Origin of the sequence: Paraburkholderia aspalathi, assembly GCF_900116445.1 — a bacterium.
In the GTDB taxonomy this organism is placed as follows: domain Bacteria; phylum Pseudomonadota; class Gammaproteobacteria; order Burkholderiales; family Burkholderiaceae; genus Paraburkholderia; species Paraburkholderia aspalathi.
The window spans coordinates 204,200-222,697 of the sequence record NZ_FPBH01000002.1 but is presented as its reverse complement, the minus strand read 5'-3'; the positions used below and the strand labels follow the sequence as shown (position 1 = coordinate 222,697).

The following is an 18,498-nucleotide window of genomic DNA, read 5'->3' as shown; positions in this document are numbered from 1 at the left end:
TTGATGTTGCGGTTGAGGGGAGGACTAACGAGTTCAGTCTAGTCCGGATTTAATCGAGTGGGTACTGAAGATATAAATTGCGGATGCAGAAACGGCCTTGCGGGCGATCCGCAAGGCCGTCTTTTCAATCTCGAATCCTGATCAATCGATGCCGTGAAACACCGCGTCGTCCGGACCGAGATAAACCGGCGGGCGCCATGCGGCGTCGCGCATCGAATGCTGAACCAGCTTTTCGACGCCCAGCAGCACCGCGAAAATCGCCATCCGCACCGGGATGCCGTTATCGGTCTGGCGGAAAATCGCTAGACGCGAATCGTGATTCAGATCGACGCTCAGATCGTTCGCGCCAGGCCGGCTGTCGCGCGGCAGCGGGTGCATGATCAGCGTGTCGGGACCGCACACGCTGTCCATCAGCGCCTGATTGATCTGGAAGTCCGGCGTATAGCCTTCGAAAGATTCGTCGGTGAAGCGCTCTTTCTGGATGCGCGTGGCGTACACCACGTCGGCGCCGCGCAGCCCGGCGGGCAGATCGTGGGTTTGCTCGATCACATGATCGTTGCGCGAAATCTGCTCGATGATGTAGCTCGGCATTTCGAGCATGGGCGGCGAGATCAGCGTGAACTTGATGCCGCGATACAGTGCCAGCAGCTTGACCAGCGAATGCACCGTGCGCCCATATTTCAGGTCGCCGACGAGCGCAATATGTGCGCCGTCGACGATCTTGCCCAACCGCGAGAACTCGCGCTGGATCGTGTACAGGTCAAGCAGCGCCTGGCTCGGATGCTCGCCCGGGCCGTCGCCGCCGTTGATTACCGGCACATTGGTTGCGCGCGCGAATTCGGCCACCGAGCCTTGCTCCGGATGGCGGATCACCAGCGCATCCACATAGCCGCTCATCACGCGGCTGGTGTCGTAGATCGACTCGCCCTTGGCCATCGACGAAAACGTGAAGCCGGTGGTGTCGCACACCGAGCCGCCGAGCCGGCAGAAGGCCGCGCCGAAGCTCACGCGGGTCCGTGTGCTGGCTTCGAAAAACAGATTGCCGAGCACCGCGCCTTCGAGCACGCGGGAGATTTTCCGGCGCCGCGCGATCGGCTGCATGATGTCGGCGACGCGAAACAGCGCTTCGACCGAGTCGCGCGAGAACTGGTCGACCGATAGCAGTTGCGGCTTGCCCTCGAACAGCATCTGGCTCGCCAGCGACTGCGAGTCTACGCTTTGCGTATAGTTTTCACCCGGCTCGCCATGCACCACGATTTCCGACACGAAACGCTCCACGATCTCCGGCATGGCCCGCGATTCCTGCGAATCGTCCGGCAAGAGCCATGTGTCCAGCGCACGGCGTGACACGCCGATACGGCTCGCGAACGTCTCGCGGGTCATGTTCATGCGACGCATCGCGTCGCGCAGGAAAGCTTGTTGTGGGACGCTCATGCGGGCACCTGTCGGGAAAGGGCTGCGAACCGGATATGTACGCGGTGCGTATATTAGTTTCCCTGTCGCAGAAGTCAAGCAATTTTGCGAGTTTGGCCAATCCGTTTGGCCGCCCCCTTTGCAAACTCGCTCCGGACGCGGTTACACTGCGTGTCATGCATTCCGGCCAAACGCTCCGACTCCGTCCGTCAACCATCGCCCGTCTCGCTTTTGCGAGCGTCGTGGTCGCACGCGCGGGTTTCCCGAGCGTTAACGCCAAAGCCAAAAAACAGCCGCTCATCTGACCGGAGCCGCTGTTCCGTCAGATGTTGCGACGGAACAGCCGGTCAACGCCCCCTGCGGCATTCCCTGTTTTTCCTCCCTCGCACCACTGATCGGAATCGATACGGTCGTCATCGAGGTAAAGACATGTCTATTTTTTCGGGTATCTGGGTTCCGCTCATTACACCGTTCGCCGATGGCGAAGTGGATCACGCCGCGTTGCGCGCGCTGGTGCGCCGCTATGCCGACGCGGGCATCGCCGGGCTGGTCGCGCTCGGCACCACCGGCGAACCGGCCGCGCTCGACGACGCCGAACAGGACGCCGTGCTGGCGACGATTCTCGACGAAGCGCGAGCCGCCGCTCACAGCACTCACGGCGCGGACGTACGAGCGCTGCCGGTGCTGGTCGGCGTGTCGGGCAATCACACGGCGAGCATGAAGGAGCGTATCGAGCAACTGAACGCGCTGCCGATCGCCGGTGTGCTGATGGCCGCGCCGTATTACATCCGACCTTCGCAAGCGGGCATCGTCGGGCATTTCACGGCGCTTGCCGATGCGAGCGACAAGCCCGTCGTGCTGTACGACATTCCTTATCGAACCGGCGTGCGGCTCGAACTCGACACGCTGCTGACGCTCGCCGCGCATCCGCGGATTCAGGCGGTGAAGGATTGCGCCGGTTCGCTCGACACCACGCTCGCGCTGATTCGCGACGGGCGCTTGCAGGTGCTGACCGGCGAGGACATCAATATTTTCAACACGTTGTGTCTGGGTGGGAGCGGGGCGATCGCGGCCTCGGCGCATCTGCGGCCGGAACGGTTCGTCGCGCTGTATCGTGCGCTGTCAGCAGGACGGCTCGACGAAGGACGGCGTATTTTTCATGAGCTCGCGCCGCTGATCCAGGCGTTGTTTGCCGAACCAAATCCGGCACCGGTGAAGGCTCTGCTCGCCGCGCAAGGTCTGATACGCGACGAGTTGCGCATGCCGATGACGCGTGCCGGTGATGCGCTGGTCGCGCGGCTCAGGGAGCTGGAAGGGTTTGATCGGATAGAGACGCACGCAGCGGCATAGCTGGCTTGAGTGCGGATTCGCTTCGGGCCATCTGTATTTGAGATGATGGTTCGTGATGCCAGGCGAAGCAGCCCCGCGCAGCGTCAAACAGTCCCCGGCAGCGACCGGCGTTGCGTGGACGTGTCGTGGCCGAGTACGTCGCCGCGCTGCGTTCGCGATTCGTGTAGTCCGCGCATTTCCCGTGACTCGGCGAGACGCTCCAGCGCACCGCGGTCGAGCGTGGCGAGCATGTCGCGCTCGACGATCAGATGATGCAGGGCCAGCACGATCAGGCCGATGCTCAGCAGCAGATCGCCTGCAAACACGACAGCATAAAGCGCCGAGGTGGTGCGAGGATTGCCGTACAGCAGCGTCATGTTGGAGCGGTCGAGCAACACGAGCACGAGCGGCACGATGGCATTGAGCGTCGCGATACCGCTGCCTATCGCCACCAGCATACGAGCTGCCCCAAGTTGCGGACGGCGCCGCCGGTAGACCTCATACAGCGTCGCCGCGCGGCACGGCGCAAAAAACAGCGCCAGCAGGCTAGCGCGGACCGCCAGCGGTGCATTCAATGCCAGCACGCTCCCATACAGCACGCAGAACACGGCAGTGACGGCGAGGCCGGCGCGCCACGGCGCCGATGCACCGAACAGGTCACGCGTGCCCGTCCAGATCAGAATGCGGCTTTGCAACGCCAGCGTGGCGGTGGCCAGCAACAGCAAATCGCTAGGCCAGATCTTGTGCAACGTGAAGCATGCCGTGGCGGTGGCAAGCAGATAAAAACCGACGGCCCAGAAGCGGAAGGCGCCCACCTGCGCGAACATACGCGAAAGCGCTGTCGTGATGAGGGCGCTGCACAGGAACGTGATCAGCCACACCGTTTGGAACGTCGCTACGTCAATTTTCATGAAGTCTCCAGCAACCAATCTGTTTGTTCCTGCTTATAGGTAAAACGAGGCGACGCAGCGGGCGCGCCATGATAGGCGAACCGGGTCGCAAAGGTACACGTCTTTCAAACAGATCAGGATGTTCATGCGGCCACCATTCTTGCCCGCAGCAGATCGCCGAAGTCCTCGGCGGTGAGCGGCTTGCCTAGCAGGAAGCCCTGCATCTCATCGCACATCATCGACTTGAGCATGTCGAGCTGCGACTCGGTTTCGACGCCTTCGGCCACCACGTCCATTTCCAGCGAGTGAGCGAGCGCAATGATCGCGGAAACGATCGCGCTGCCTTCCGGTCCGTGCTCGTCGAGCCCGTTGGTGAAGAAGCGGTCGATCTTCAACTGCTTGACGCGAAAGCGTTGCAGATAGGCGAGGCTCGAATAGCCGGTGCCGAAATCGTCGATGGCGATTTCAAAGCCGCTTGCCTGGAACGCGCGGATCATCTCGATGGTTTTCTGCGCGTCCTGCATGGCGACGGTTTCGGTGATCTCGAACATGATCTGCCCGCATTGCACGCCTTCGGCTTGCACGATCTCGAGCATCGTCGCGACGAGGTCCGGTTGCGACAACTGGCGCGGCGACAGATTGATCGCCACTTTCATCGAGGGCAGGCCCTGGTCGACCCAGCGGCGAATCTGCCGGCACGTCTCGCGCAGCACCCAATAGCCGATCTGGACGATCTGACCCGAGCGCTCGGCAATCGGAATGAACTCGAGCGGCGCCAGTGCGCCGAGTTGCGGATGATTCAGGCGGATGAGCGCTTCGGCACCGGCCAGCGAGTCGCCGCTGCCGTGGAACTTCGGCTGGAAGTGCAGTGAGAAATGGCCGGCGGTGAGCGCCTCGTGCAGCGCGCTTTGAATTTGCAGCGTGCGCGTCGCGGCTTCGTTCATGCTTTGTTCAAAGAAGCGATAGGTGCTGCGGCCCGCGCGCTTGGCTTCGTACATGGCGGCGTCGGCATGCTTGAGCAGCGTGTCGACGCTATCGCCGTCGTAGGGAAAGAGCGCGATGCCGATGCTCGGCATCACCTGAAGCGGCTGCGAATCGGTCCATACGCCCTGGCGCATCCGTTCGAGCACGCCTTCGGCCATCGTGCCGGCGTCTTCCCGTGACGCCAGGTTCTCGGACAGCACGACGAACTCGTCGCCGCCGAGACGCGCGACGGTGTCGCTCTCTCGCACACACAGCAGCAGGCGCTGGGCGAATGCGGACAGCACTTCGTCGCCTGCCGAGTGACCAAGTGAATCGTTGATGGTCTTGAAGCCGTCCAGATCCATGAACAGGATGGCGAACAGCGAACGCTGCCGGCGCGCGCTATGAATGGCGCGGTCGATGCGTTCGGTGAGCGTGCTGCGGTTGGGCAGGCCCGTCAGCGTGTCGAGCGTGGCGAGCCGCACGATCTGTCCGTTCAGCTTTGAGACTGCGCCGACCAGAAAGCTGGTGCGCGCATCGAAACGCGACAGTATTAGCGTGACGATCAGAATCGCAAACGTGAACAGGATCACCGAAGTCGCGAGCCATGCGGCGTTCACGCCCTTGGCCGCGCCGCAGATGGCGCCGGGCGGAAACTCCGCGGCCGCCATGCCGGCGTAGTGCATGCCGCTGATCGCGACGCCCATCACCAGCGCCGCAATGAAACGTTTGCGCAAAACGTGGAGTTCATCATCGTTACTGAGTGCGCGAGCTATCCACAGCGCGGCGGTCGAGGCGCCGATCGCGATCGCCAGCGAGCCGGCGAACCAGGCCGGCTGATAGTGGATGCCCGGCTCCATTTGCATCGCCGCCATGCCGGTGTAGTGCATGCCGGCAATGCCGAAGCCCATCAGCACGCCGCCGGCCACGAGCCGAAGCAGCGTGAGCCGCGCGTGGGTCGTCACGACCAGCGCCAGATACGACGCGCCGATCGCGAGTCCGAGCGAATAAGCCGTGGTCGCGAAATCGTAGCCGAGCGGAATCGGCAGCGAGAAGGCGAGCATGGCGACGAAGTGCATCGACCAGATGCCGACACCGAGCGCGGCGGCGCCGCCGAGACGCCACGCGTGCCGCAAACTGGCCGACGCCAACAGGAAGATACGGCCCGTCAGATCGAGCGCCGTGTACGACGCCAGCGTCGCGACGACGAACGAGAATCCGACCAGCCAAAAATTGTATGAGCTCTGCATGTTAAGTCCAACCGCGAGAGGGAAGCGGCTGAACTTGTTATCGACAGTTGGTGGCGTTTATTTAATTGATTTTCAATATGTTAGTCATGGGGTTTGAGCATCACACGGCTGGCGTGATGTGTACCAGGGTTAATCCTTCGTCGAGCCAGCCCGTAATGCCGCCGATCATCAGTTTGACGGGGCGTCCCAGCTGCGCGAGACGCAGTGCGCCGCGTGCGGCGCCGTTGCAGTGTGGGCCTGCGCAGTAGGTGACGAACAGTGTGTCTTGTGGGTACTCGGCGAGCTTCGACGCCACGATTTTTCCGTGCGGCAGGTTCAGCGCACCCGGCACGTGGCCCTGTTCGAACAGCGCCGGGCTGCGCACGTCGAGCAGCACGAAGCCGGGCGTGCCGCTCGCGAGTGCCGCGGACACGTCCGAACAGTCGGTTTCGAATTGCAGCGACGCCTGGAAGTGGGCAAGGGCGGCGGCGCTATCGGCGGCAGGGATGGCGGTAACGGAGTTGTGAGCGGTGAGGGTGTTGAGCATCGGCATGGCGAGGTTCCGGTTGGGCAGTGAGCGTGATTGTCTGGCGAAGCGATTCTCGAGCCTTCATTGTCGCGATACCCCACGCGCCGGGTAAGTGGCGCAATCGTCAATCTCCGGTAACATCACGCCATGCACAATCATCTTGTCGTCGCGCTGGCCTATGACCGGCTCTGTACCTTCGAATTCGGCTGTGTGACCGAACTGTTCGCGCTCGAGCGTCCTGAACTCGGCGTGGACTGGTATCGCTTCGCGGTATGCGCGAGCGAACCCGGTCCGATTCGCGCGGCTGGCGGCATCACCGTCGCCGCGCCGTACACGCTCAGGCTGCTGGATCGCGCTGACACGATCGTGATTCCCGGCTGGCGCGATGCCGACGAATTGCCGCCGGAACCACTGCTGAAAAAAATTCGCGCCGCCTACGAACGCGGCGCGCGCCTTTGCTCGATCTGCTCCGGTGTGTTCGTGCTGGCCGCTGCGGGTGTGCTCGACGGCAAGACCGTCACGACACACTGGCGCTACGCCGACAAATTGCAGCAGCGCTATCCGCAATTGCGCGTTCAGCCGGATGCGTTGTATGTCGACGAAGGGCAGATCATCACCTCGGCGGGATCGGCGGCCGGGCTCGACATGCTGCTGCATCTGGTGCGGCGAGATCATGGCAGCGCGATCGCCAATCGGGTCGCGCAGCGTCTCGTGGTGCCGCCGCATCGAGAGGGCGGCCAGGCGCAGTTCGTGCCGCGGCCGATGCCGCAAGATGAAGGCGGCCGCCTCGCGAAGCTGATGGACTGGGTGCGCCGCCATCCTGCGTTGCCGCACACGTTGCGCTCGCTGGCCGAACGGGCGGCGATGAGCCCGCGTACGCTGCAGCGGCAGTTCCACGACGCGACGGGCATGGCGCCCTACGAATGGCTGGTGCGTGAACGCGTGTCGATCGCGCGGGAACTGCTTGAGGCGCCGACCCCGTTGCCGATGGCGCGTGTGGCCGAGCTGGCAGGCTTCGGCTCCGAAGAATCGCTGCGGCGGCATTTCCGGCGTATCGCGTTGACGAGCCCAGGCGCGTATCGTAAGAAGTTCGGGGTGCAGGCCGGGGTGCAGTGATTCGGCTAGCGGCGCGTCGTTTTTCGTTCTGCTGTTCCCCCACGGGAACAGTTTCAAACGAACGCATTGCCAATGCGCAAAATCATGTATGACTCGGGTATGACAAGCAGCTTGATGCGTGCCGCATGACCGGTCGAATACGTTTCGTGCGAGCCGCCGTGTATGCTCAAAAGTCACAGAGTGCCGCGTGCCGGGCGTTGCGAGCGAATCGTGCGATAGGCCGCCCGTTTCGCCGCCTTGCAAGGGTTCGCGCAATCGCCGGTTTTCTGTCAGCATCACGGCCAGCATCCGTGGCAACCCACGTCAAACGTGCAGCGCATACGGCTACTTGAAGCGCGTGTTCGAAACACGTCGTCGTCATCGTCCTCTCCTGCTCATGAACGTCAAAACCGCCGCTGCTGCCGTTGCCGTCTCCGCTGCCATGGCGGCGCTCATGCCTGCGCTCGTCGCGGCGCAAACGGAAGCAGCCGATTCGCGCGCCGAACTCTATCGCCGCAACCTGCTGGCGGGCAAGGAGGTGCCGTGCCGCACGAACGCGTCATGCGCGGCGTTGGGCGTGGCCGCGCTCGAAGCAGGGCGCCTCAAGGACGCGCAAACGCTGGTCGCGATGGAAGCCGCGCTCGCCGAGGCCACCGCCATGCAGGCGAACGAAGAGAATTCGCCGAAAGCGACCAGTTCGGCGCGGGCTCGCGTGGCGATGGCGCTGGTTCATCAAGGTGACGTACAAGTGAGGCTGGGCGCGCTGCCGGATGCGCGCGCGTACTACCGCACCGCGGTGAGCCGCGGCAACGACTATCCCAACGACGCGCTGCTCGGTCGGGCGGTAGCGGCGGCGCGTCAACGTCTCGAAGCGATTGCGGACAAGGCGGTGGTGGCCGGTCTGCCGCCGAACGGCGCGCGCTTTGCCAGCTATATGTTTTTCGGCGCATGGAACAGTATCGAGGTGAAGCCGGTGAAAGGGCGGCACGGCGTCTATCGGATCGATGGCGACTTCGTGTATCCGACTGTCGCCGCTGACGGTCAACCGAGCGCGAACATGGGCAGCCTGTCGGCCTACGTGCGGTTCTACGACGGCGTGGCGCGCGTGCCGATGAGCGATGGTGTCGGCGATGCGCCGCTCGACGCAACCGCCAGGATCACCAATCTCGCGCCTTATGACAAACGTGCGGACAAGCCAACGGACAAGCGTGCGGACAAATGCCTGATCGAGTTCAAACTCTCCGCACCGGAAACGCTCGATGTAGCGACGCACGGCTCACCGACGGAATGCGGATTCGGCTTCAACGTCAGCGCGGACGGACGTTACTATCTGATGACAGGTTCCTGACGGCTGGCATGCTGCAGGTTGCCAGCCAGTTCACCTGCCGCCCGCATGCTTCCCCATCCGCGCTGCGTCTCTTATGATGCAGTGGCCGTGCACGTTTTACCGCTGTCCAAAGCGTTTCCGCCAACAAAACTCTGATAAGAAAAACGCTCGCCATGCAAAACCATTGCTGATCGTTCCGTTGATCGTCTCGCTGTCGTTCATGCTGGTCGCCGATATCGATAGCCCGCGCGGCGGTGTGATTCGCGTGAAGCCACTCAATCTCCATGCGCTCGCGGATTCGTTCCGCTCGCATTGAATCCGTACTGAATCCGCATCGAGTCGCACGAAGGAGAAACACATGTCCGATATCGCACAGACCATCGCCTGCTTTAATGCCGGCCGCGATCCTGAACGGCTCGCGATGAAATACAAGCTCATGCGTAGCTCGCCGTTCGTGTTTCTGCGCGGCACCTGTCATCTGTTTTACGCGCGTCTGCCGCGCGACAAGGTGCTCGACGAAGCGCCGCCGGTGTGGATTTGCGGCGATATGCATCTGGAAAATTTCGGCAGCTATAAAGGCGACAACCGCCTCGTCTATTTCGACAACAACGATTTCGACGAAGCCTGTCTCGCGCCGAGTCTTTACGAACTGGTACGGCTCCTCACGAGCGTGCTGGTCGGCGCGAACGACCTCAAGCTGAGCCGCGCGCAGGCGCTCGCGCTCTGTCACACCGCGGTCGACTCCTATAGCGCGGCGCTCGCCTTCGGCAAAGCACGCTGGATCGAAGCGGAGACGTCGACCGGCATGGTGCGCGATCTGTTCGACGCATTGGCCAGCCGCACGCGCGCCGCGCATCTGGATCGGCGCACCACGCTCAAGGGTAAGACCCGCGTGCTCAAAGTGGATGGCAAGAAAGCGCTACCGGTGAGCGACAAGGCGCGCGCCACAGTCACCGCGTTCATGCATCAGTTCGCCGCCGGTCAACCCAATCCGGACTTCTATCGCATCATCGACGTGGCGCGGCGGATTGCCGGCACCGGCAGCCTGGGCGTGGACCGCTACGTGATTCTCGTCGAAGGCAAGGGCTCACCGGACGGCAACTATCTGCTCGATTTGAAAGAGGCACTGCCTTCTTCGGTCACGCCGCATGTGCGCACACCGCAGCCGAAGTGGCAGAGCGAGGCGCAGCGTGTGGTTGAAGTTCAGCGGCGCAATCAGGCGGTTTCGCAAGCGTTCCTGCATGCAGTCGATTTCAATCAATGCTCGTATGTGCTGCGCAGCTTGCAGCCTTCGGAAGACCGTGTGGCATTGAGCGACTGGGACGGCAAGCTGCCGCGGCTCGAAGAAGTGGTCAACAGCATGGCCCAATTGAGCGCATGGGCGCAACTGCGCAGCGGCGGCCGGCAGAAGTCGTCGATTGCGGACGAGCTGATTGCATTCGGCAATCGCAAGGATTGGCAATTGCCGTTGATTGAACTCGCGACTCAGTGCGAGGCGCAGGTGGGGGCTGACTGGAAGGCGTATTGCGAGGCTTATGATGGTGGTGCGTTTGATTTGCCGGCGCCGACCAAGTCTTGAGAGGTTAGCCGCACTGGAGGTTCAGCGCGTAGCGCGCAAACTTGCAGAATAGCTCGCGTGTTGGCGTACGCAGTCGTACTACGCTTGCGCATTCTCACGCCGTTCCCGACCTCTTCCGATGCGCGGCGCATCCCAGCGCCGCGCATGCCAGCAAGTCCTCCAGACAAACCCTGATTGCTGCGTTCAATCCGCCACTGCTATCGTTCGCTGGTCTTTGTGGAAGCGCTTCCACTCTAGCTGCCCGGCAGCATCCACATCGAGTTTTGCCGTACCCGGTTCAATGACCTCAGCGCAGGAGAGAATCCGTGGCAAACGACGCATCCGCTGTATTCGACACCCTATCCCCAGCAGTTTCCAAGGGTTCGCTCGCCGATCCCTTCACCCCGCCCGCGGACTCTTCGCTGTGGCGCAAGAACTTCCTGCTTGGCGCCGCCACCGCTTCGTATCAGATCGAAGGCGCGGTGAATGAAGACGGCCGCCTGCCGTCGATCTGGGACACCTTCTCAGCGATACCCGGCAAGGTGCTGGCCGGCGACACCGGCGCCGTTGCCTGCGATCACTATCATCGCTGGGAAGCGGACGTCGAGATGCTGGCCTCTCTCGGTCTCGAAGGCTATCGGCTCTCGATTGCGTGGCCACGCGTGATGGACGCGGCAGGCGCGCCCAATCGCAAAGGGATCGACTTCTACAAGCGCCTCCTGAACCGTCTGAAAGAGAAGGGCATCACGACCTTCGTGACGCTCTATCATTGGGACTTGCCGCAGCATCTGGAAGATCGCGGCGGCTGGCTCAATCGCGACACCGCTTACCGTTTCGCCGACTACGCTGACTTGATGAGCTGCGAACTGGCCGGCACGGTCGACGCATGGGCGACGCTCAACGAGCCGTGGTGCTCGGCGTATCTCGGCTACGGCAACGGCCACCACGCGCCGGGCCTCGCCAACGACCGCTTTGCGACGCAGGCGATGCATCACCTATTGCTCGCGCACGGCCTCGCCGTGCCGGTGTTGCGCGCCAACGATCCGGCTTCGCAGAAAGGTATCGTCGCCAACATCGGCCGCGGCACGGCCAATAGCGATAGCGCTGCGGATCAGCGCGCGGCGCATCTGTTCGAAGTCCAGCACAATGCGTGGATTCTCGACCCGTTGCTCAAGGGTTCGTATCCACAAGACCTGTTCGAGTTGTGGCCGGGCACTGAGCCGCTGGTGCTCGACGGCGATATGGAAACCATTTCCGCGCCGCTCGATTTCCTCGGCATCAACTATTACTTCCGCACCAACGTCGCGAGCGATGGCGCGCATGGATTCCGGGACGTGCCGCTCGAAGGCGTCGAGCGCACGCAGATGGGTTGGGAGGTGTATCCCGATGGCTTGCGCGATCTGCTGACCGGTTTCAAGGAGACGTATCACAACCTGCCGCCGATCTACATCACCGAAAACGGCATGGCCTCGGACGATGAGGTGACCGACGGTCGTGTGGAGGATACGCAGCGCATCTCGTTCCTCAGGCGCCATCTCGCGGCGGTCGATCAGGCGATCAAGGCCGGCGTGGATATTCGCGGTTACTTTCTGTGGTCGTTGATGGATAACTTCGAATGGGCGTTTGGGTATGAGCGTCGCTTCGGTGTCGTACATGTCGACTACAGTACGCAGAAGCGCACAATCAAACGGAGTGCTGAGCTAGTGGAGAAATTTTTGCAGGAGCGTAAGGCAAAGGCTTAACGGCAGGTGAAGCTGGTTTGTATGTCGACTTGAAACGCGGGCGCAAAGCCCGAAGGAGACGGAATGCACAGCAAAAAAATGGTCTTGCGAGGCGTAGTTGCGGCACTGGCGTTGTGTGGCGCCGTCGCGCATGCGGCTGAACCGCTGAAAGCCAACGTGATTCACTGGTGGACCTCCGGCGGCGAATCCGCCGCGATCCGCCAGTTTGCCGATGCGTACAACAAGGCCGGTGGCCAGTGGGTCGACAACGCGGTGGCCGGCGCCGATCAGGCGCGCTCCACCGCGATCAACCGGATCGTCGGCGGCGATCCGCCCACGGCCGCGCAGTTCAACACCTCCAAGCAGTTTCATGACCTGATCGATCAGGGCCTGCTGAACAATGTCGACGACGTCGCCGCGAAAGAAAACTGGAACGGCGTGTTCCCGCAATCGATCATCGACAGCATCCGGGTGAAGGGTCACTACTACGCCGCGCCGGTCGATATTCACATGCCGGCCTGGTTCTTCTACTCGAAGCCAGTGTTCCAGAAGGCCGGCATTACTGCCGAGCCGAAGAGCTATGACGAATTCCTCGCCGATCTTGGCAAGCTGAAAGCGGCGGGCGTGATCCCGCTCGCGCTCGGCGGTCAGCCGTGGCAGGAAAAGATCACGTTCGACGCAGTATTTGCCGACGTCGGCGGTCCCGATCTTTATCTGAAGGTGTACCGCGATCGTGACATGAACGCGGTCAAGTCGGATGCATTCAAGAAGGTGCTCGCGCAGTTCAAGCGCTTGCATGATTTCGTCGATGCCGGCTCGCCTGGCCGCAACTGGAACGATGCCACCGCGCTGGTGATTTCCGGCAAGGCCGGTGTGCAGATCATGGGCGACTGGGCCAAGGGTGAATTCTCGGCGGCCAACCAGGTTGCCGGCAAGGACTTCGGCTGCTTCCCGGGCTTCGGTCCGCATTCGCCGTATCTGGTTGCGGGCGACGTATTCGTGTTCCCGAAAACCGACAACGCGAACGCAATCAAGGCGCAGAATCTGCTTGCCACGGTGATGACTTCGCCGGCCGCGCAAGTCGCATTCAGCGCGAAGAAAGGTTCGATTCCGATTCGCCCCGATGTGGATGTGAGCAGTCTCGACATCTGCGCGAAGGAGGGCATGGCGATCATGAAGGACAAGTCGCGTCAGTTGCCGAATCCGGAGATGCTGCTCTCGCCTGACACGCAGGGCGCGTTGATCGACGTCATCACGAACTTCTGGAACAAGAACCAGTCGGTCGACGATGCGCAGAAGGCGTTTGCCAGTGCGTTGAAGAGCTAGGCGCTCATCATGCACGCGCTCAAGCTGCCGGCTGCCGACTCAAGGCATCGCAAAGGGCCGCTGAAAAAGCCGCTAAAAAAGCGTTTACCGATAGCGGCATGGCTGGCCCTGCTGCCGATGGTCCTGACCGTCGTGTTCGCGTATCTCGGCACGATGGTCTGGACCGCGCGCGTATCTCTCAGCAATTCGCGCACGTTTCCTTCCGGCGACTTCGCGGGCCTCACGCAGTACACGCGGCTCTTCAATAACGACCGCTGGTTGCTGTCGCTGCAAAACATCGTGATCTACGGCGCGTGCTTCATTGTCGCGTGCATGGTGATCGGTTTGCTGCTGGCGATTTTCATCGACCAACGCGTGGTGGCCGAAGGCGCGTTGCGCACGGTGTTTCTCTATCCATATGCGATGTCGTTTGTCGCAACGGGTCTGGTCTGGCAGTGGATTCTGAATCCTGAGCTGGGTGCGCAGGCCGTGCTGCACAAGATCGGTTTCGTGCATGCGCGCTTCGACTGGATCGTGGATCAGGATTGGGTGATTTACACCATCGTCATCGCGACGGTGTGGCAGGCGTCTGGTCTCGTGATGGCGCTGCTGCTGGCCGGCTTGCGCGGTATCGACGACGAGCTGTGGAAAGCCGCACGTATCGACGGCATTCCGCGTTGGCGCGTGTATGCGAGCATCGTCGTGCCGATGCTCGGGCCTTCTCTGTCCACCGCCTTCGTGCTGCTCTTCGTGATGGTCGTGAAGCTTTACGACGCCGTGGTCGCCATGACGCAAGGCGGGCCCGGCACGGCAAGCGAAGTGCCGGCGAAGTTCATCATGGACTACCTGTTCGGCCGGGCCAACATCGGCCTCGCGTCGGCCGCGTCGATCGTGCTGCTGGCTACGGTGCTGGCGATTCTCGCGCCGTTCTTTTATGCCCGCAGCCGCGCTGCGTTGCGCAAGGAGGTGTGATGAACACGCTCAGTCCGCCACTCAAAGGCGGCACGCCGAGCCGTGCACGTCGACGCCGCCGTTCGTTTACACCCGCACGGCTCGGCGTCTACGCGTTTCTGCTCACCGCCGCGTTGTTCTTCCTATTGCCGTTGTATGTGATGCTCGTCACATCGGTGAAACCGATGAGCGAGATTCGCCTCGGCAATCTGCTCGCTTTCCCCGCGCATTTCACACTCGATGCATGGAGTGCCGCATGGCAATCCGCCTGCACCGGGCTCGATTGCAACGGTATCCAGGTCGGCTTCTGGAATTCGGTGCGTATCGTCGTGCCCAGCACGGTGTTGTCGATCGTGATCGGCGCGGTGAACGGCTATGCGCTGTCGTTCTGGCGGCCGCGTGGGGCAGGGCTGCTGTTCGGCGTATTGCTGATGGGCGCTTTCATTCCCGTGCAGGTGATGGTCTATCCGCTCGTGCGCGTGCTCGCGAGCGTGCATCTGTTCAGTTCGCTGCCGGGTATCGTGGTGATCCACACCATCTTCGGCATGCCAGTGATGACGCTGCTGTTTCGCAACTATTACGCGTCGATTCCGCAGGAGCTGTTCAAGGCGGCGCGCATCGACGGCGGTGGTTTCTGGCGCATCTTTTTGCAACTGATGCTGCCGATGTCCACGCCGATCATTGTCGTCGCGGTCATCATGCAGGTGACAGGCATCTGGAACGACTTCATTCTCGGCCTTGTGTTCGCCGGCACGAAAAACCTGCCGATGACGGTGCAACTGAACAACATCATCAATACGACGACTGGCGAGAGGCTCTATAACGTCAATATGGCGGCGACCATTCTGACCTCCATGGTGCCGCTTGCGGTTTACTTTATTTCGGGCCGCTGGTTTGTGCGCGGCATTGCGTCCGGCGCCGTCAAGGGATAGGGCGATAAAGCATGGCAAACCTGGCTAACCTGGCAAATGCGGCCGATCTGGCTAACCCGGCTGATGCGGCGAATGTCGGGCACGCGGTGGACACCGCGGGCCTGTCGAATCCGGCCAACGTATCGATACGCAATCTGAAGATCCAGCTCGGCGCGAATACGGTGATCGAGAATCTCGATCTCGATGTGCGAGCGGGTGAGTTCGTCGTGTTGCTCGGCCCATCGGGTTGCGGTAAGTCCACCTTACTGCACAGCATCGCGGGCCTGATCGACGTGACCGACGGCAGCATCGAAATTGCGGGCGAAGACATGACCTGGGCCGACCCGAAAGATCGCCGTATCGCGCTGGTGTTCCAGTCGTATGCGTTGTATCCGACCATGAGTGTCGAGCGCAATCTGTCGTTTGCTTTGCGTATCAACGGCACACCGAAGGCGGAGATTGAACGGCGTGTCAAACGGGCGTCCGAGATGCTGCAACTCGGACCGCTGCTCAAGCGCAAGCCCGCGCAACTCTCCGGCGGCCAGCGGCAGCGCGTGGCGATCGGCCGTGCGATCGTGCGAGAGGCCGATGTGTTCCTGTTCGACGAGCCGCTTTCGAATCTCGACGCCAAATTGCGCACCGAATTGCGTCGCGAACTCAAGCAACTGCACCAGCGTCTGGGCGCGACGATGATCTACGTGACCCACGATCAGGTCGAAGCAATGACCCTCGCCACACGGATGGCCGTGATGCGCGGCGGCGTGATCCAGCAGTTCGGCACGCCCGCCGAAGTCTATGCGCGGCCGAACAATCTGTTTGTCGCGACGTTTCTGGGCTCGCCCGCCATGAATGTGCTCAAGGGCACGCTCGAGTCGCGCGATGGCGCGCTACACTTTTGTACAGCGGATTTGCAGCTCGATGTGTCGCATTATCCTTTCAAAAACCTGCCAACGGATCGTCTGTCATGCGTACTCGGCGTACGAGCCGAAGACGTCCACGTGGGGGAAGGCTCAAGCGGTTCAAGCGGTTCAAACTCAAAAATGAGCGAGCGCGCGAACATTTCCCTGATCGAGCCGATGGGCAACCACCGTGTCATCTGGCTCGACTATCATGGAGTGCAAATCGCGTCGATCGACCAGACGAAGACGCCGGTGGCAATAGGGGATGCCGCGACGTTCTCGTTCGATGGCGCACACATTTCGCTGTTCGAGGAAGATGGCGGCGCGCGTCTGTAGTGATGGGATGCAGCGCCGTTGAATACAACAGGCTTGACGGAGAACCGCGTGGCAACACTCAAGGATGTCGCGGCACTGGCCGGCGTCGGCATGTCGACTGCCTCACGGGCCATTTCCGGTAAGGGACCCATTTCAGCCGATGCCGCCGCGCGCGTGAAGGCCGCGATCGAAGCACTGAATTTCCGGCCGTCGTCCATCGGCCGGGCCATGGCAACGCAATCGCTCGGCATGATCGGCATTTTCGTGCCGACTTTCTTCGGCTCCTACTACGGCACGATTCTCAAGCAGACCGACACCGAACTGCGCGCGGTGCGCCGTCACGTGGTGGTGGCGACGGGTTGCGGGGAAGTGTCGCCGCGCGAGCAGGCCATCGAGGCAGTGCGTTTTCTGATCGGCCGTGATTGCGATGGCGTGGTGGTGATCAGCCACGATCTGCACGACGAAGATCTGGACATGCTGCATCGCATGCATCCGAAGATGGTGTTTCTGAATCGCGCGTTCGACCAGTTGCCGGAAGCGTCGTTTTGCGCGGATCATCGGCGCGGCGGTGAACTGGCGGCACGCACGCTGCTCGACTATGGGCATCGGGACATTGCGGTGATTTCCGGGCCGTTCAGCGCCTCGGACAATCACACCCGGCTCGAAGGCTTCTTTGCCGAATTGTCGCGCGAGGGCATTGCGCGCGAGGACGTCACGCTGATCGAATCGGACTTCTCGCCGGAAGGCGGTTACGTCGCCGCGCAGAAGCTGCTCGATTCGGAGCGGCGCTTCACCGGCCTCTTTTGCGCGAACGACACGATGGCGGTGAGCGCGCTGGCGCGTTTCCACCAGGCGGGCATTTCCGTACCGGACGAAGTCTCGGTGATCGGCTACGACGATGACTATTCGGCCGCGTATGCCGCGCCCGGGCTCACCTCGGTGCATATCCCGACGGCGGAGTTGACGCAGAACGCCGTGCGCTGGCTGGTCAATCAGTGCTACCGGACCTCGTGGGAGATCATCCGCGAGTTTCCGGTGAGCGTGACAATGCGGGAATCGGTGGGGCCGGCACCGGGGGCTTCATCGACCAGGATCAAGGCGCCCAGTTGCCGCATCGCGTCGTAGCATCTTCGCGAAGCGGCGCATAGAGGCGCGTAGGGGCTGCTTTGGCCCCGCTTATGTCCCGCTGCGCAGCGACTGCTCGTAGCGCAGGCGCGCTTCTTCGTCGAGGCGCGTGTCTTCGAGTTCCTGCAGCACGGCTTCGAGATCGATCGGCGTGGTGTCCAGTTCAACACGGCCGGTCAATTTGGCATCCACGTGCAAGGCGCCTGCTTCGTACAGCGACCAGATTTCCTTGCCGTAGCTCGTATCGAGCAACGCGGGCGCGAAACGGCCGAAATAGGTAGCGAGGTTGTTCACGTCGCGCTCGAGCATAGCCGGCGCTTCCAGATTGCCGGCGGCATCCACGGCTTGCGGCAAGTCGATGATCACCGGGCCGTCCGCCGCGAGCAGGATGTTGTACTCGGACAGGTCGCCGTGAATCATGCCGGCGCACAGCATGCGCACCACCTGGTTGAGCAGCAGCGCATGCAATTCGAGTGCGCGTGCTTCGGTCATCTCCACATCGTTCAGACGCGGCGCAACGTCGCCGTCCGCATCGGTCACCAATTCCATCAGCAACACGCCGTCGGTGCAGATGAAGGGCTGCGGCACGCGCACGCCGGCGTTGGCGAGCTGGAACAGCGCATCGACTTCCGCGTTCTGCCACGCCTGTTCCTGCACTTCGCGCCCATAGCGGCTGCCTTTTTCCATGGCGCGCTGCTGGCGGCTGTTCTTGACCTTGCGACCCTGCTGATAGGACGCGGCCTGGCGGAAACTGCGCTGTTTGGCGTCCTTATAGACCTTCGCGCAGCGCGTGGACTCGCCGCTGCGGACCACGTAGACGGTGGCTTCCTTGCCGCTCATCAGCTGCGAGATGACTTCGTCGATCAGGCCCTCTTCGACGAGCGGGAGCAGACGTTTAGGTGTTTTCATGCGGCCACCGGAGCGCGGTGGGGGGCGGA

Annotated in this window: 16 protein-coding genes; 11 read left to right on the top strand and 5 right to left on the bottom strand. The window is 62.1% G+C overall.

Annotated features, from left to right (window positions below):
• Positions 1-141 precede the first annotated feature (141 nt).
• Positions 142-1,434 (bottom strand): aspartate carbamoyltransferase, encoded by a 1,293-nt coding sequence (locus BM438_RS03605; RefSeq protein ID WP_054038849.1) that lies wholly within the window; start codon positions 1,432-1,434, stop codon positions 142-144.
• A gap of 408 nt (positions 1,435-1,842) precedes the next feature.
• Here BM438_RS03605 and dapA point away from each other — a divergent pair, with 408 nt between their 5' ends.
• Positions 1,843-2,763, top strand: coding sequence for a 4-hydroxy-tetrahydrodipicolinate synthase (gene dapA, locus BM438_RS03600; RefSeq protein WP_093632952.1), 921 nt, complete (start codon positions 1,843-1,845; stop codon positions 2,761-2,763).
• A gap of 83 nt (positions 2,764-2,846) precedes the next feature.
• On the opposite strand, the gene BM438_RS03595 is transcribed toward dapA, so the two are convergent.
• The 3 genes from BM438_RS03595 to BM438_RS03585 form a co-directional block, all read right to left on the bottom strand.
• The gene (locus BM438_RS03595; protein WP_093632951.1) at positions 2,847-3,653 is read right to left on the bottom strand and encodes a hypothetical protein; all 807 of its coding nucleotides are present in this window, start codon (positions 3,651-3,653) and stop codon (positions 2,847-2,849) included.
• Positions 3,654-3,775: 122 nt separating this feature from the next.
• Entirely contained in the window at positions 3,776-5,845 is a 2,070-nt protein-coding gene (locus tag BM438_RS03590) for a putative bifunctional diguanylate cyclase/phosphodiesterase (protein ID WP_093632950.1), read from the bottom strand.
• A 100-nt stretch (positions 5,846-5,945) separates the two neighbouring features.
• A complete protein-coding gene (locus BM438_RS03585; protein ID WP_093632949.1) occupies positions 5,946-6,377 on the bottom strand; it encodes a rhodanese-like domain-containing protein in 432 nt (143 codons plus the stop codon).
• A gap of 123 nt (positions 6,378-6,500) precedes the next feature.
• On the opposite strand from BM438_RS03585, the gene ftrA reads away from it, so the two are divergent.
• The 10 genes from ftrA (at position 6,501) to BM438_RS03540 (ending at position 17,560) form a co-directional block, all read left to right on the top strand.
• Positions 6,501-7,469 (top strand): transcriptional regulator FtrA, encoded by a 969-nt coding sequence (ftrA, locus tag BM438_RS03580; RefSeq protein ID WP_093632948.1) that lies wholly within the window; start codon positions 6,501-6,503, stop codon positions 7,467-7,469.
• Positions 7,470-7,845: 376 nt separating this feature from the next.
• Positions 7,846-8,796, top strand: coding sequence for a hypothetical protein (locus BM438_RS03575; protein ID WP_143131639.1), 951 nt, complete (start codon positions 7,846-7,848; stop codon positions 8,794-8,796).
• Between the two features lie 163 nt (positions 8,797-8,959).
• Positions 8,960-9,091 (top strand): hypothetical protein, encoded by a 132-nt coding sequence (locus tag BM438_RS46680; protein WP_372342318.1) that lies wholly within the window; start codon positions 8,960-8,962, stop codon positions 9,089-9,091.
• Positions 9,092-9,133: 42 nt separating this feature from the next.
• Positions 9,134-10,354, top strand: coding sequence for a DUF2252 domain-containing protein (locus BM438_RS03570; RefSeq protein WP_093632946.1), 1,221 nt, complete (start codon positions 9,134-9,136; stop codon positions 10,352-10,354).
• A 305-nt stretch (positions 10,355-10,659) separates the two neighbouring features.
• Positions 10,660-12,075 (top strand): GH1 family beta-glucosidase, encoded by a 1,416-nt coding sequence (locus tag BM438_RS03565; RefSeq protein WP_093632945.1) that lies wholly within the window; start codon positions 10,660-10,662, stop codon positions 12,073-12,075.
• Positions 12,076-12,138: 63 nt separating this feature from the next.
• Complete coding sequence (locus tag BM438_RS03560; RefSeq protein ID WP_093632944.1) at positions 12,139-13,380, top strand: ABC transporter substrate-binding protein; 1,242 nt, start codon at positions 12,139-12,141, stop codon at positions 13,378-13,380.
• Between the two features lie 9 nt (positions 13,381-13,389).
• The gene (locus BM438_RS03555) at positions 13,390-14,331 is read left to right on the top strand and encodes a carbohydrate ABC transporter permease (RefSeq protein ID WP_093632943.1); all 942 of its coding nucleotides are present in this window, start codon (positions 13,390-13,392) and stop codon (positions 14,329-14,331) included.
• On the top strand, positions 14,331-15,242 hold the full coding sequence (locus BM438_RS03550; RefSeq protein WP_093632942.1) for a carbohydrate ABC transporter permease: 912 nt from the start codon (positions 14,331-14,333) through the stop codon (positions 15,240-15,242). The genes BM438_RS03555 and BM438_RS03550 overlap by 1 nt, the downstream gene beginning before the upstream one ends.
• An 11-nt stretch (positions 15,243-15,253) precedes the next feature.
• Positions 15,254-16,456 (top strand): ABC transporter ATP-binding protein, encoded by a 1,203-nt coding sequence (locus tag BM438_RS03545; RefSeq protein WP_093632941.1) that lies wholly within the window; start codon positions 15,254-15,256, stop codon positions 16,454-16,456.
• A 48-nt stretch (positions 16,457-16,504) separates the two neighbouring features.
• The gene (locus BM438_RS03540) at positions 16,505-17,560 is read left to right on the top strand and encodes a LacI family DNA-binding transcriptional regulator (protein ID WP_093632940.1); all 1,056 of its coding nucleotides are present in this window, start codon (positions 16,505-16,507) and stop codon (positions 17,558-17,560) included.
• Between the two features lie 51 nt (positions 17,561-17,611).
• Here BM438_RS03540 and BM438_RS03535 read toward each other — a convergent pair whose 3' ends face one another.
• The gene (locus tag BM438_RS03535) at positions 17,612-18,469 is read right to left on the bottom strand and encodes a PA4780 family RIO1-like protein kinase (protein WP_093632939.1); all 858 of its coding nucleotides are present in this window, start codon (positions 18,467-18,469) and stop codon (positions 17,612-17,614) included.
• Positions 18,470-18,498: the final 29 nt, after the last annotated feature.

Bases quoted from the DNA above. Each gene is read 5' to 3' on its own strand.
- BM438_RS03550 (WP_093632942.1), top strand. From the start codon at position 14,331: ATGAACACGCTCAGTCCGCCACTCAAAGGCGGCACGCCGAGCCGTGCA.
- ftrA (WP_093632948.1), top strand. From the start codon at position 6,501: ATGCACAATCATCTTGTCGTCGCGCTGGCCTATGACCGGCTCTGTACC.
- BM438_RS03555 (WP_093632943.1), top strand. From the start codon at position 13,390: ATGCACGCGCTCAAGCTGCCGGCTGCCGACTCAAGGCATCGCAAAGGG.
- BM438_RS03595 (WP_093632951.1), bottom strand. From the start codon at position 3,653: ATGAAAATTGACGTAGCGACGTTCCAAACGGTGTGGCTGATCACGTTC.
- BM438_RS03535 (WP_093632939.1), bottom strand. From the start codon at position 18,469: ATGAAAACACCTAAACGTCTGCTCCCGCTCGTCGAAGAGGGCCTGATC.
- BM438_RS03545 (WP_093632941.1), top strand. From the start codon at position 15,254: ATGGCAAACCTGGCTAACCTGGCAAATGCGGCCGATCTGGCTAACCCG.
- BM438_RS03590 (WP_093632950.1), bottom strand. From the start codon at position 5,845: ATGCAGAGCTCATACAATTTTTGGCTGGTCGGATTCTCGTTCGTCGTC.
- BM438_RS03605 (WP_054038849.1), bottom strand. From the start codon at position 1,434: ATGAGCGTCCCACAACAAGCTTTCCTGCGCGACGCGATGCGTCGCATG.
- dapA (WP_093632952.1), top strand. From the start codon at position 1,843: ATGTCTATTTTTTCGGGTATCTGGGTTCCGCTCATTACACCGTTCGCC.
- BM438_RS03570 (WP_093632946.1), top strand. From the start codon at position 9,134: ATGTCCGATATCGCACAGACCATCGCCTGCTTTAATGCCGGCCGCGAT.
- BM438_RS03585 (WP_093632949.1), bottom strand. From the start codon at position 6,377: ATGCCGATGCTCAACACCCTCACCGCTCACAACTCCGTTACCGCCATC.
- BM438_RS03560 (WP_093632944.1), top strand. From the start codon at position 12,139: ATGCACAGCAAAAAAATGGTCTTGCGAGGCGTAGTTGCGGCACTGGCG.
- BM438_RS03575 (WP_143131639.1), top strand. From the start codon at position 7,846: ATGAACGTCAAAACCGCCGCTGCTGCCGTTGCCGTCTCCGCTGCCATG.